The 13,087-nt window shown below is 64.7% G+C and carries 10 protein-coding genes; 5 read left to right on the forward strand and 5 right to left on the reverse strand.

Annotated elements, in window-relative coordinates:
• Positions 1 to 66 precede the first annotated feature (66 nt).
• From GQ674_RS08925 to GQ674_RS08935, 3 genes are read right to left on the reverse strand one after another with little or no spacing between them, the layout of a single operon-like run.
• On the reverse strand, positions 67 to 552 hold the full coding sequence (locus GQ674_RS08925; RefSeq protein WP_159496767.1) for a MaoC family dehydratase: 486 nt from the start codon (positions 550 to 552) through the stop codon (positions 67 to 69).
• Entirely contained in the window at positions 549 to 1,427 is an 879-nt protein-coding gene (locus GQ674_RS08930) for an alpha/beta hydrolase (RefSeq protein WP_159496768.1), read from the reverse strand. The genes GQ674_RS08925 and GQ674_RS08930 overlap by 4 nt, the downstream gene beginning before the upstream one ends.
• Positions 1,428 to 1,438: 11 nt before the next feature.
• Positions 1,439 to 3,637, reverse strand: coding sequence for a TonB-dependent receptor (locus GQ674_RS08935; RefSeq protein ID WP_236546233.1), 2,199 nt, complete (start codon positions 3,635 to 3,637; stop codon positions 1,439 to 1,441).
• Positions 3,638 to 3,794: 157 nt separating this feature from the next.
• Between GQ674_RS08935 and GQ674_RS08940 the strand changes: the two genes are divergently transcribed.
• The 3 genes from GQ674_RS08940 to GQ674_RS08950 all read left to right on the forward strand — a co-directional run bounded on the left by GQ674_RS08940 (position 3,795) and on the right by GQ674_RS08950 (position 7,626).
• Positions 3,795 to 5,198 carry a GntP family permease gene (locus GQ674_RS08940; RefSeq protein WP_159496769.1) on the forward strand — a complete coding sequence of 468 codons (1,404 nt, stop codon included), beginning with the start codon at positions 3,795 to 3,797 and terminating at the stop codon, positions 5,196 to 5,198.
• Between the two features lie 87 nt (positions 5,199 to 5,285).
• Positions 5,286 to 6,290 (forward strand): PHB depolymerase family esterase, encoded by a 1,005-nt coding sequence (locus tag GQ674_RS08945; RefSeq protein WP_159496770.1) that lies wholly within the window; start codon positions 5,286 to 5,288, stop codon positions 6,288 to 6,290.
• A 211-nt stretch (positions 6,291 to 6,501) separates the two neighbouring features.
• Entirely contained in the window at positions 6,502 to 7,626 is a 1,125-nt protein-coding gene (locus GQ674_RS08950; protein WP_236546234.1) for a serine hydrolase domain-containing protein, read from the forward strand.
• A 30-nt stretch (positions 7,627 to 7,656) separates the two neighbouring features.
• On the opposite strand, the gene GQ674_RS08955 is transcribed toward GQ674_RS08950, so the two are convergent.
• Complete coding sequence (locus GQ674_RS08955; RefSeq protein ID WP_159496772.1) at positions 7,657 to 7,935, reverse strand: hypothetical protein; 279 nt, start codon at positions 7,933 to 7,935, stop codon at positions 7,657 to 7,659.
• A gap of 244 nt (positions 7,936 to 8,179) precedes the next feature.
• On the opposite strand from GQ674_RS08955, the gene GQ674_RS08960 reads away from it, so the two are divergent.
• Positions 8,180 to 8,446 carry a hypothetical protein gene (locus GQ674_RS08960; protein ID WP_236546235.1) on the forward strand — a complete coding sequence of 89 codons (267 nt, stop codon included), beginning with the start codon at positions 8,180 to 8,182 and terminating at the stop codon, positions 8,444 to 8,446.
• A gap of 33 nt (positions 8,447 to 8,479) precedes the next feature.
• Here the strand turns inward: GQ674_RS08960 and GQ674_RS08965 are convergent, their stop codons facing one another.
• Complete coding sequence (locus GQ674_RS08965; protein WP_236546286.1) at positions 8,480 to 9,511, reverse strand: LacI family DNA-binding transcriptional regulator; 1,032 nt, start codon at positions 9,509 to 9,511, stop codon at positions 8,480 to 8,482.
• A 406-nt stretch (positions 9,512 to 9,917) separates the two neighbouring features.
• Between GQ674_RS08965 and GQ674_RS08970 the strand changes: the two genes are divergently transcribed.
• Positions 9,918 to 13,049, forward strand: coding sequence for a TonB-dependent receptor (locus tag GQ674_RS08970; RefSeq protein WP_159496774.1), 3,132 nt, complete (start codon positions 9,918 to 9,920; stop codon positions 13,047 to 13,049).
• Positions 13,050 to 13,087 lie beyond the last annotated feature (38 nt).

Here is a 13,087-nt window from a genome sequence, read left to right on the forward strand (position 1 = left end):
TCCAGTGTAGAGAGAACCGCCGCCGTCGGGCAGTAGGCCGGCGCGATGGGGTGGGGCAGTGCTGCGCTAGGCGCCGAGCACGATCAGCGAGAGCTGCTCGGCGACCAGCGCCACCTCGCCCCCAGGGACCAGCTCGACCGTCTTGTGCTGGGTCAGCAACCATTGCCCCGGGCTGCGTGCTTCCAGTGACATCAGCCGCGAGCGCACCCGGACCTCGGCGCCGCTGGGCACTGGCGCCAGGAAGCGCACTTTGTTCAAGCCGTAGTTCAGTACGTGGGCGATGCCAGGGAAGCCGGTCAGCGCGGCCACATCGTCCTCGACGGTGAGGGAGAGCAGAAGGAAACCATGCGCGATGGTCTGCCCACCGGGCAGGCCGGCCTGTGCGCGGGCCGGATCGACGTGGATCCAGTTGCGGTCCCCGGTGGCCTCGGCGAACGCATCAATGCGTGATTGCGTGATGCGCGTGCTGCCGCCCAGTCGCTCCCTTGCTGCCCACTGTCCCAGCGCCTGCAGTGCGGTCGGCAACGCACCGATCCTTGCCGCGTCGGTCATCGCACGTCCGCCAGCAAGGCCAGGATCGCGTCACGCGCCACCGGCTCGGACAACGTGGGTGCGTGACCCACCTCCGGCACTTCAACCAGACGGGCGCTGGCCGATGTGGCGGCCATCTTCCGCGCGACATCGGGCGGCAGGATGTCCGACAACGCCCCACGCACCACCAGCACCGGCACGCGCGCCGTCAGCCCGCGCACCGCGCGCCATAGCACCGGGCGCAGCAGCCACAGCACCCACGGCCGCGTGGTGCGGATCACCGCCGGGTCGTAATCCAGCTCCAGCAGCCCATCCTCGCGTTGGCGGAAGGTGTTTGCGGCCATCGTCCGCCAGTCCTCGGCGGTGAAGCGCGGGAACGCCGCCTTGCCGATGGATTCCACATAAGCGCTGGCCTGGGCCAGGTCCATCGGGGGTACGGGCTTGCCGGCGTACTTGCCGATCCGTGCCAGGGCCTCGCGCGGTACCTTGGGGCCGGCATCGTTGAGCACCGCCGCAGCGATGCGGTCGGGTGCACGCGAGGCGAGGGTGATGGTGACCAGCACGCCCAGCGAGGTGCCGATGAAGACCGCCTTGTCGATGTTCTGCGACTGCAGCAGCGCCACCATGTCGTCAGCATATGCACGCGGGTTGTACCCGGACGGGTCCGGCGCCCGCGCCGAACGTGCACGCCCGCGCAGGTCCACGGCGAGCACGCGCCACCCGGCGGCGGTCAGGGATTGGGCAAGGGCATCAAAGTCGGCCGCATTGCGGGTCAACCCCGGAATGCAGACCACCGTGCCGCGGGGCGGTCGCCCCGCATCCGGCGCATGGTCGCGCGCATGCAGGCGCAGGCCATCGCTGCTTTTCCAGTACAGATCATCGTAAGCCGGCGTCATGCAGAAGCTTCCTAGAAATCGTAACGGACGCTGAGACTATATTGGCGCGGCGGCCCGTAGAAGCCAATCAGCGTGCCGACCGCCGGAATGTTGTAGCCGGTGGTGCGGTATTCCTTGTCGGCCAGGTTGGTGCCCTGCAGCGAGAAGGTCCAGGCGTCATCAAGCTTCCAGATGACCCCCGCATTGACCAGTCCGTACCCATCCTGGCGGATCACCGGGCTCAGGTCGGTGGTCGGCCACACCTCGCTCTGGTAGCTGTAGCTCACCCGTGCGGAGAGGTTGCCGCCGCTGGCCAGATCGGTGCGGTACTCCACGTTCAAGGCGCCGGAGAAATCCGGTGCGTTGGTGAACTTCATCTGGTTGGCCACGTTGACGCCACGGTCCATGTATTCATCGTACTTGGCGTCCAGCCAGGCCAGGTTGCCGGAGATCAACCAGTGCTGGCTGGGCAGGTACTGGTACTCGATTTCCAGCCCGTTGATGGTGCCGGCGCCGGCATTGGTGAAGTCGCCGAAGAAGGCATCATTGGTGCCGTCGCCATTGGTATCGATGCCGGTGAACACCGACAGCTGGATATCCTTGTACTTGTTGTGGAAGGCCGACAGGTTCAGGAATACGCGCTGGTCGAGGAAGGCCATCTTGCTGCCAACTTCGAAACTGTCGACGGTCTCGTCGTCGAACGGCTCGGCCGAGCGCGGCACGGCCACGGCGTTGGCGCGGATGTTGTAGCCGCCCGACTTGAAGCCGCGCGTCGCCAATCCGTAGACCATGATGTCCGGGGTGATCTGATAGTCCAGCGACACCTTCGGCGAGACGTTGGTGAAATTGGTTTTCTTGTCGAAATCCGCCGCCACTGCGATGGGTCTGCTGAAGGTCGCATCGGCGTAGAAGCGGTTCAACACGATCGCGCGTTTATCCTCGTCGGTGTAGCGGGCGCCGACGTCCAGCTTCAGCTTGCTGGTCAGGTCGAACGTCCAATCGGCATACAGCGCGATGCTGTCGGTCAGTACCTTGCCGCGGGTATCTCCGAACTGCAGGTTGAAGAAGTTGTTGCGGATCTGGCCACCGGCTTCACCGCTGAACTGGTAGAGGCCCACCACGCCGCGCACGCGGCCGCCGGCATCATAGTTGAGCTGCACCTCGTTGCTGACCTGGTTGTCGGTGTAGGCCCCGCCCACATCGGCCAGCTTGACCGGCGTGCTGTCGAAGTCGATGTTGGCATCGCTGTCCGACTCGCGCTTGGCCACCACGTACTTCAGTGCGAGGTCGTCGTTGGGCCGCCAGTTCACCGTTGCCGACGCGCCCTTGGTCTCGACGCTGTTGAGGTTGCGCATGCCCGACCGGATGTCGTAGCGGTCATCCATCGGCGGGTAGGCCGGGGTGAACGGGTTCGGTGCCAGCATCCTGGACCCGCGCATGCCGGACTGGTCGTCGATCCAGTCCAGGGCGAACTGCACGTCGATATCGTCGCCTGCGTAGGCACCCACGTTGAGGCGGGCGGCGTTGATCTGCTTGTCACTGACCGGCTGGCCATTGAACGTGTTCTCGCCGAATCCGTCGCGGTTCATGCTGGCCACCGCCACGCGAGCCCGCAGGCCGCTGTCGGCGCCGCCCACCGGACCGCCGATGGCGGCTTTGGCGTCCAGCTGACCGTAGTTGCCCACGGTGATCTGGGCGAAGCCCTCGTTCCGGGTGGGCAGGCCACGCGAGATGTACTTGATCGCCCCGCCGATGGTGTTCTTGCCATACAGCGTGCCCTGCGGACCGCGCAGCACCTCGATGCGCGATACGTCGAACACGTCCAGCAGCGCACCCTGCGGGCGTGCAATGTACACGTCGTCGAGGTAGATGCCCACGCCCGGGTCCGCACCCCAGGTGGGATCGGACTGGCCGATCCCACGGATGTAGGCGGTGACCGTGCTGCTGGCGCCGCGTGCGGCATAGATGGTGAGGTTGGGCACCTGGCCATCCAGGTCGCTGATGTCCTGGACATTCATCTTGTCCAACGCTTCAGAGGTGAAGGCGGTGACGGCCACCGGCACCTCCTGCAGGGTTTCCTCGCGCTTGCGCGCGGTCACCGTGATGCTGTCCAGGTTGGTGGCCGAAGCGGTCTTGCCTGCCGCCGGTGCGGCGCGTGGCGCCTCCTGTGCCAGTACCGGCCCGGAGGCCAACAGCGCGCCGATCATCAGGCTCAAGCAATTCCGTTTCATTCGGTCCTCCCCCAAGGCATGTACGTGGCGAATGGCCCATTGCCACCCATGCAACCTAGGCTAGCGGTGCCACGGCGCACCGGCGAGTGGACCTAGGTCCAGTCGGCAGCGACCGCCAGATCCGGATACTGGGCGCGTCCTCACCTGGAAGCGCCGTATGTCGTTATTGATCGTACTTGCAGCGCTGGCTTTCCTGATCCTGGTGGCCTACCGCGGTTACAGCGTGATCCTGTTCGCGCCCATCGCCGCGCTTGGCGCCGTGGTGCTGACCGACCCCTCGCTGGTGGCGCCGATGTTCACCGGCTTGTTCATGGACAAGATGGTCGGCTTCCTCAAGCTCTACTTCCCGGTGTTCCTGCTGGGTGCGGTGTTCGGCAAGCTGATCGAACTGTCCGGCTTCTCCCGCTCCATCGTGGGTGCCGCGATCCGGCTGTTCGGCCGCCAGCGGGCGATGCTGTCGATCGTACTGGTGTCGGGCCTGCTCACCTATGGCGGCGTGTCGCTGTTCGTGGTGGTGTTTGCGGTGTATCCGTTCGCAGCGGAGATGTTCCGGCAGAGCAACATTCCCAAGCGTTTGATCCCGGCGACGTTGGCCGTGGGCGGTTTCAGTTTCACCATGGATGCGTTGCCCGGTACGCCGCAGATCCAGAACATCATCCCGACCACGTTCTTCGGCACCGACACCTGGGCGGCGCCCGTGCTCGGCACGTTGGGCAGCATCTTCGTGCTTGCGGTGGGCATGTCGTACCTGGAGTGGCGCCGCCGCGCGGCGCTGCGCAGCGGAGAGGGCTACGGCGACCCGGCCACCCTGGTGAACGAGCCGACCCCCTTCACCGGTACCCATCTGGCGCATGCAGGCATCGCCGTGCTGCCGCTGGTACTGGTGTTCGTTTCCAACAAATTGTTCACCCTGGGCATCCCGCACTGGTACGGCGGCGCGCACAGCTTCATGCCCTCCATCATGGGCAACGCCGCGCCGGTGGTGCAGGACGTGGCGAAGATCGGGGCGATCTGGGCCGTGGTGGGCGCGCTGCTGGTCGGCATCCTGTCGGTGCTGGCGCTGGCCTGGCGGCCCGTGGTCGTCCAGTTTGCCGAGGGCACCCGTGCGGCGATCAGCGGTGCGGTGCTGGCGGCCATGAACACCGCATCGGAATACGGCTTCGGTGCGGTGATCGCCGCATTGCCGGGCTTCATGGTGGTGGCCAATGCGCTGGGCTCGATCCAGGATCCGCTGCTGCATGAAGCGGTCACGGTGACCGGCCTGGCCGGCGTCACCGGCTCGGCCTCCGGCGGCATGAGCATCGCCCTGGCGGCCATGTCGGAGACCTTCATCGCCAACGCGCAGGCGGTCGGCATCCCGATGGAGGTATTGCATCGAGTCGCCTCGATGGCGTCCGGCGGCATGGACAGCCTGCCGCACAACGGGGCGGTCATCACGCTGCTGATGGTGACCGGGCTGACCCATCGCCAGGCTTACAAGGACATTTTTGCGGTGACCGTCATCAAAACCCTCGCGGTGTTCGTGGTGATCGGCATCTACTACGCCACCGGCTGGGTGTGACAGCGGCGTCGCAGCACCCTCTGGCCGGCCGGACCCCGAGGATTCCCGGAACCACTTCATCCACGACTCACGCATGAGGATCTGGCTATGAACTCTGGAATCGATACGATCAAGGCGGCGCTGCTGGTGCTGTGCATCTGGCTGGCAACGGCGGGCAGCGCCTTCGCGGCAGGGCCCGCCGGTCACTGGGATGTGGGCCTGTTCGGCAACATTTTCGGCGCCCGCGAGTACCAGGTGTGGGTGCCGGCGGGCTACAACGACACGCAGCCGCTGCCCGTGCTGCTGGTGCTGCACGGCTGCGTGACCGGGCCAAACCTGATGGGTGAGGCCTCCGGCTTCAACGACGTGGCCGATACCGAAGGCTTTCTCGTGGTCTACCCTCGGCAGAACGTCACCGCCAACCCCGCACGCTGCTGGAACTGGCAGCTGCCGATCAATCAGGCCCGGGGCAGCGGTGAGGCCTCGATCCTGGCCGGGATCGTGGACCAGGTGAAGGGCAGCTACGCGGTTGATCCGCGCCGGGTCTACGTGACCGGCATTTCGGCTGGCGGCGCGATGACCTCGATCATGCTGGCCTGCTATTCCGATGTGTTCGCCGCCGGTGCGATCCATTCCGGCGGTATGTACAAAGGGGCCACCACCGTGTCCGGCAGCGCCTACGCGCTGTTGGCCGGCAGCATCTATTCGCCGGACAGCAACGGGCGGCTGGCCTGGCAGTGCTCCGGCTCGCCGACGCCGCGGCCGATCCCGGTGCTGGTGTTCCATGGCACCGCCGACAGCACGGTGAACCCGGTGAACGGCCAGCAGGCCGTGCGCCAGTTCCTGCAGACCAATGACCTCGCCGACGATGGCCTGGACAACGACTCGGTGAAGAACGTTCCGACCAGTACCTTCAACGGGCAGGTGCCGGGTGGGCGCGCGTATCGCGTTGACACGTATGCCTACGGCGGCAGGACGCTGGCCCAGCATTACGTGGTGCAGGGAATGGGCCATGCCTGGAGTGGCAGCCAGACGGGATTGCCGTTTACCGATCCCAACGGGCCTGATGCCACGTTGATTACGTGGGTGTTCCTGAAGGATCAGCTGCGCTGAGCCCATGGAATGAAAGGCCGGGGACATGGTAGAGCGGACCGTTGGTCCGCTGCCGCCCGCGGCATGGCCGGGAGCCGCCCAACCTCCCGCGACAGGCGTGCGCGCCGTCCATCCGCTATCTTAAGATCCCTTTCCGCCTCCCACCAAGCACCGACGCATGCGAGCTACTCCGATAGTTGTTCGACACAGGCTGTGGCTGAGTTGCCTCGTGGTGTCCGCTGCGCTTCTGGCCGCCGGATGCGCCGCCGAAAAGGCCCCCGCGAAGGATCTGACCACGGACATCGACGAGGTCGCTGCAACCCTCATCGAGCAGCCGTTGCTGCACTCGACCTCGATCGGGGTGGTGTACCGGGGCAAGGAGTTCATCCGGCATCGCGGTGACATGCAGGCAGGCAAGCCCGGCCCTCCGACCGACGCGACCCTCTACGAAATCGGGTCGTTGAGCAAGACCCTGGCCGGCACCCTGATGGCCAACGCGGTCCTGGAACACAAGGTGGGCCTGGACGACGATGTCCGGATGTACCTGCAAGGCGACTATCCGAACCTGCAGTACAAGGGCGAGCCCTTGCGCGTTCGCAATCTGCTCTCACACACCAGTGGTCTGCCGAACATGTTGCCGGCGCGTGCGAACACGGTGCTCGCGGACTTCACCGATCACCGTACGCCGGGCGAACTCAACGCCGTATACGCGGGTTATGGCCAGGCGGACTTCCTGAGGGATCTGCACACCGTCCAGATCGGCAGGCCGCCCGGAAAGGAGTACGCCTACTCAAGCGCCGGCACGGAGCTGGTGGCGCATATCCTGGAAGTGGTCTACCAGCGCGACTACGAAACACTGCTGCGCGACTTCCTGGGCGATTCTGCAGGGATGAGCGGCGCCAGAATCCGACTGGGCGACGCCGAGGTCCCGCGGCTTGCGATTGGCTACCACAGCGACAATCCGGTGCCGACAACGCCGATGCCACAGTTGCCCTGGGGCGCTTCCGGGAACGTGAAGGCGACCACCCCGGACATGGTGAACTACCTCAAGTTCCAGCTGGCCGGTGGGCCGGTCGTGACCGAATCGCACCGCGCCCTGGTCAAATTCGATCCCGAATTCAGCATCGGCTACTTCTGGAACATCGTCAGCAGCGACGCCGTGAAGGGCGTCTACTATGCGCACCATGGGGGCGTACCACGGTCGCAGTGCTACATCTACATCGTGCCCAAGTACGACCTGGGCATATTCGTGATCACCAACCAGAGCGGCGACGATACGGCCCACGCCATGGAGGCGGCGATCGATACGCTGGTCGAGAGAATCGCCGCGCGCGAGAAGGCGGCGGGTTCGACCTGAAACACCGGGCCGAACCCTGACCGGCTGACCTCAGCCCGGCAGCTCGCACTTCATTTTGCCGTCCACGTAGTAGGGCTTGGGCACATTCGGGTTGTCGCTGGTCTTTTCGAAAACCACTTCAAACGACTCGGCGTCGGGCGTGCCCTTGCGGTCGGTGCAGGCCTCCTGCAGTTTCTTCTTCACCGCCGTGATGCCCGCATCGCGGTTGGCGCCGTCCGCACTGTTGGTCAGGTTGACCGTCTCAGCGGACGCAACGGCACTGAAACCCAACAGGCAGCCGGCCATCATCAGCGTGTGCAGTTTGGTCATGGCGCTTTACCTCGTGGACGCGAAGGGGGCTCCAGCATAGGACGGCGCGGTGAAGATGCCGTGGTTGGATGGCTCGGGTCGGCGTGGGGGCCGCGGCTATCGGCGTGCTGACCAGCCTTGTCCCGGACCGGTGGCTTCCTGCGGATGTGGCCCTGATCGTAGTCGTGGGCTGCCTGGTCGTTGAGTGCGCCGGCCTCGCCCTTGGCGGCATGTCAGTACTCTGCGGACCACCCTGATTGATCGCATGGGCCTGATGTACGGTGGGCGACAGCGTCTTGGGCCGTTCCCGTTGCTGCTTGCCCTCTACCTGCAGTTCCGTGGCTGGAAGTGGGGAGAGTGGGGCGCTGTTTTCGATGTTGGCTGGGTGGGTGCCCTGCTCATTTTTGGACTGACGCTCTTGTATCTGCTCGGCTGGATGTTGATTGGGCAACGTATACGGCTGGATACCTACGTTGCCTTGCTGGAGGCTTCCATCCAGGAGCCCGAACCGGCGTCAGCGCCGCCGAAGTAATCCTGGAACAGGCATCGTCAGGCTGCTTCAGCGTCATGGCGCATCGATGTCGGTGAACCGGTCCGCTGCTTCCGGCCACGGCAGCGGTCCAGGCGTCAGTACAGGCCTCGATACGGAAGCGCGCGTGACCAGCTGGTGCGCAAGGACCTGGTTGACCGTGACGCGTTCGGAGGAGTCCGTGCGGCGAATCTCCCGCAACAGGATGTCTACCGCGCTGTCTGCCATCTCTGCCACCGGTTGATGGATGGTGGTCAGTTCTGGCCACACCATCGTGGCGGCGGAGGTGTCGTCGAAGCCCACCACCGAAAGATCACCCGGCACCTCCAGGCCGCGACGATGCGCCACGGAAACAACCGCCGCTGCCATGTCGTCGTTGCTGGCGAAGATCGCGCTGGGGGGCGGCTGCAGGCTCAGCAACCGCTCGGCCGCGTCCAGTCCCGAACGGTAGGTGAAGAAGCCGGGTTGGACGAGTGCCGGGGCATAGCCGATGCCTGCGTCCGCGAGCGCGTCCCGGTAGCCCTGCCAGCGGTGCGCACTCGCGGTCTGGTTCGGATCGCCCTTGATGTACCCGATGCGGGTATGACCGTGTGCGATCAGATACGACACCATGTCGTGGCTTGCCTGGCGATCGTCGATGCGCACGCAGGAAATCCTGTCGTTCAGATGGCTGGACGCAATGGAGACCACCGGGATGCCGGCACCGACGAACTGATCGACGATCGCCTTGGATTCACACAGGGGCGGTGGAAGAATCACGCCCGCCACGCTGGTGGACAGTTGCCGTGCCGCCTCGCACCGTGCCTGGGGGCCCAGCTCATCCCAGGTGGAGATGACCAGCTGCGCCGCCGCCCGCGTGGACCCGCGTAACGCGCCCACCAGCAGCTCGCGCAGGTAGCTGGAACTGGGATTGGTGTAGATCAGGGCGATGCAGGTGTGTTGCGCTGCCGCCAGGGCGCTTGCGGCAAGATTGGGCCGGTAGTCCAGTTCGCGCACGCTGCGCATGACCCGTTCCCGATTGGCGTCGCGCACGCTGGCATGGCCGTGGATGACGCGCGACACGGTCATCGCCGACACCCCGGCATGGGCCGCAACGTCTTCAATGGTGATGCCGCTCGCTTTCCGACGGGCCGCTTTGGGGCTGTTCTTCAAGGGCTCGGCTCCTTTGCTGCGCTGCATGATGACAAGCGTTATCCCGGGTGATTAGTCTGCGCCCGTGACGTGATGGTAGCGCTACCACTGTGCCAGGGTAAGGCCAGCGGGTACCCCCCCCTTTACCACGCGGCTGTTCTGGCAAGCCTGCAAGCGAGTTGAGTCGCAGCGAGCGCACAGCGCGCTGCGATGTTCGGTGTGGAAGACGGGCATCGCCCGTACGTGCCCCTGGAGGGGCGGTACATCCATTCGATCGTATGTCAGAGGGGAGAGTCATGAGCGCGTTTTCGATCCGTCGTACCGTAGGCCGGAGGGCTCGTTCATGAGCCGTACGCTGGCGAAGTTCACATCCAGGGCGATGTTCACCTTCGTAGGTGGCGTCCTGGTCATCAATCCCGCATTTGCACAGGACGCCTCGACGCCTGCGCCGGTTGCCCAACCGCAGGCCCAGCCCAGCCCGACACAGCTGGACACCGTGCAGGTCACCGGCATCCGCAACAGCCTCAGCCAGGCGATGGACATCAAGCGCGACTCGGCCGGCGTGGTGGATGCGATCAGTGCCGAGGACATCGGCAAGTTCCCCGATACCAACCTGGCCGAGTCCCTGCAGCGCATCACCGGCATTTCCATCGAACGCCGCGATGGTGAGGGCGCGCAGGTAACAGCGCGTGGCTTTGGTCCGCAGTTCAACATGGTGACCCTCAACGGGCGCCAGATGCCGGGCGCCGATGCGTTCGGTGCGTCGGGCCAGGTAGCCATCGGCGGCGTGGACGGCGGTACCCGTGCCTTCAACTTCGCCCAGTTGGCCGCCGAAGCGATCAATGGCATCGAGGTCTACAAGACCAGCCAGGCCAATGTGCCCAGCGGGGGTATTGGCGCCACCATCAACATTCTGACCGCGCGCCCGTTCGATCATGAAGGCACGGTCGCCAGCGTCGGCGCCAAAGCCGTCTACGACGAGAGCCAGCCGTTCGCTGACGATCTGACACCGGAACTCTCCGGCATCTTCAGTTACAGCAATCCGGACAAGACCTTCGGCGTCGGACTGAGTGCCAGCTACCAGAAGCGCAAGGGTGGCTCGGTGCAGGCCACCAACAATTACTGGAACATCCAGCCGTGGACCGGCACGATGCCCGGCAACCCGACCGTGATCAATGCACCGGCGGTGGGCGAGCTGTACGGTCGCCCGAACGACCTCCGCTATGCGTTCTCCGAGTTCGAGCGCGAGCGCATCAATGGCCAGGCCGTGCTGCAGTTCGCGCCGACGGACGCAGTGACCTTGACCCTGGACTACACCTATTCGACCAACGAGATCACCGAGAATCGTGGCGAGCAGGGCATGTGGTTGCAGAACAGCAACTACACCGATGTAACGTTCGACACCAGCGGTGCGGTCGCCACGCCGATCTATATCCGTGAAATCGCAGGTACCAAGGATTTCGGGCTTGAACAGCAGCGCAGCATGCAGAAGTACAAGCTGGGATCGCTCGGATTCAATGCATTGTGGAACGTCACCGACCGGTTCAAGTTGACTTTCGACGCGCACAATTCAAAGAACGAAAGCCGGCCGAACGATCCGCTCACCGGGGGCGGCTCCATCTTCAGCAGCATCGCCGGGACGAACAACTGCACCACCGGGCCGCACTGCGGTGGGTCATGGGTGCAGGAAATGAATTTCAACAACGGCCTGCCGGTGGGCACCCAGGTCTGGTACCCGAGTACGGCCGATGCCATCGCCAAGACCAACGGCGTGGTCAACCCGGGCTTCGTGCCGGGCGAGATTGGTTCGCAGGTGCTGCGCATCAATTCGCAGAGCCAGGTCAGCGAGATCAAGCAGGGGCGTGTCGACGGTGAGTGGAGCTTCGACAAGGGTCGCTTCCAGTTTGGCGTGGACTCGAGCAAGCAGACCACCCACCGCATCCAGGCCGCGGAATACTACAACACCCTGGGCGACTGGGGCGTGGCCAACGTGGACGGGGATGTTGCCAACGGGCTGATGGACCTGCTGCAACCGGTCAACATCGTCGGGTTGTTCAACGACTACAACGCCAACAGCTTCACGGCCTGGCGCGGCGATGCCGGCCGCCTGGCGCAATGGGCGGCGGACAACTATGGCGCCAATCTCGGCGTGAGCCCGCAGCGCGCCGCCGACAACCTGGTGGAGGAGAAGACCAAATCGGCCTATTTCCAGGTCGAGCTGGACGGCGAACTGGGCGGCCTGCGTACCAATACCCGCCTGGGCGTGCGCTATGAAACCACCGATGTGGTGTCGACGTCCGTCATCGCCATCCCGGAAGCCATCGAATGGCAGTCCAACAACGACTTCCGCGTGGTGTTGTCCGACGAGCAACAGCCCTTCACCGAGAAAAACAGTTACAGCTACATCCTGCCCAACCTCGACTTCAGCATCGACCTCATGGACGATCTGAAGGGGCGCGTCTCCTTCGGCAAGAGCATCGCGCGTGCGCCGATCGGCAACCTCTACGCAGGCCCGACCGCGCAACAGCCGTTTGGCTCGGTGCTGATCGATCCGTCGTCGCGGGCCAGCGGCACCGCACAGAACCCGCAGCTGAAGCCGCTGGAGTCGGACAACCTCGACCTGGCACTGGAGTGGTACTTCGCGGACGCCAGTTACGTTTCGGTGACGTACTGGAACAAGTCGGTCGACAATTTCATCGGCAACACCATCGTGCAGGAGAACCTGTACGGCCTGCGGGATCCCACCGCCGGCCCGGATGCGCAGGCCGCCCTGGCATTCCTCAACAGCGGCGCCTGTATCACCCAGGTGGGCGCAGCCAATGCGGCGGCGTGCTCGGCCAATGACACCGCGCTGTTCACCGCGCTGGCCCTGCTGCGCAACAACCCTGCCGGGTTGGGCGCCTACACCGGTACCGATGCCCAGGTGCTGGCGACCGAAGCGGCCTACGATCTGTACGGCAACGCCGCTGACCCGTTGTACCAGTTCAACGTCAACCGCCCCATCAACCAGAACAAGGCCAAGCTGCACGGCTGGGAGCTTGGCGGGCAGTACTTCTTCGGCGACACCGGCTTTGGCGTCCTGGCCAACTACACCATCGTCGACGGCGATGTCGGCTACAACAATGCGGGTGACCCGGGCATCGACCAGTTCTCGCTCACGGGCCTGAGCGACACGGCCAATGCGATGCTAATGTACGAAAAGTACGGCTGGTCGGTCCGCTTGGCATGGAACTGGCGTGACGAGTACCTGATTCTGGCCAACCAGGGGGCCAGCCGGAATCCGTACTACGTGGAAGCGTACGAACAGTGGGATCTCAGCGTGAACTACACTCTGGATGATCACTGGTCGTTCGGCCTGGAGGCGATCAATCTGACCGGTGAAGACGTCCGCTGGCGTTCACGTACGTCCCAGATGATCGTGAAGCTGGCAGATCAGAGTCCGCGTTACATGCTTGGCGTTCGTTACAGGTTCTGAACGGAGGGTGCCGCTGCACGTGCAGCGGCACCTGTTCA

The sequence above is a fragment of the Stenotrophomonas sp. 364 genome (assembly GCF_009832905.1).
Classification (GTDB): Bacteria; Pseudomonadota; Gammaproteobacteria; order Xanthomonadales; family Xanthomonadaceae; genus Stenotrophomonas; species Stenotrophomonas maltophilia_AP.

Bases quoted from the DNA above. Each gene is read 5' to 3' on its own strand.
- GQ674_RS08925 (WP_159496767.1), bottom strand. From the start codon at position 552: ATGACCGACGCGGCAAGGATCGGTGCGTTGCCGACCGCACTGCAGGCG.
- GQ674_RS08930 (WP_159496768.1), bottom strand. From the start codon at position 1,427: ATGACGCCGGCTTACGATGATCTGTACTGGAAAAGCAGCGATGGCCTG.
- GQ674_RS08935 (WP_236546233.1), bottom strand. From the start codon at position 3,637: ATGAAACGGAATTGCTTGAGCCTGATGATCGGCGCGCTGTTGGCCTCC.
- GQ674_RS08940 (WP_159496769.1), top strand. From the start codon at position 3,795: ATGTCGTTATTGATCGTACTTGCAGCGCTGGCTTTCCTGATCCTGGTG.
- GQ674_RS08945 (WP_159496770.1), top strand. From the start codon at position 5,286: ATGAACTCTGGAATCGATACGATCAAGGCGGCGCTGCTGGTGCTGTGC.
- GQ674_RS08955 (WP_159496772.1), bottom strand. From the start codon at position 7,935: ATGACCAAACTGCACACGCTGATGATGGCCGGCTGCCTGTTGGGTTTC.
- GQ674_RS08960 (WP_236546235.1), top strand. From the start codon at position 8,180: ATGGGCCTGATGTACGGTGGGCGACAGCGTCTTGGGCCGTTCCCGTTG.
- GQ674_RS08965 (WP_236546286.1), bottom strand. From the start codon at position 9,511: ATGACCGTGTCGCGCGTCATCCACGGCCATGCCAGCGTGCGCGACGCC.
- GQ674_RS08970 (WP_159496774.1), top strand. From the start codon at position 9,918: ATGAGCCGTACGCTGGCGAAGTTCACATCCAGGGCGATGTTCACCTTC.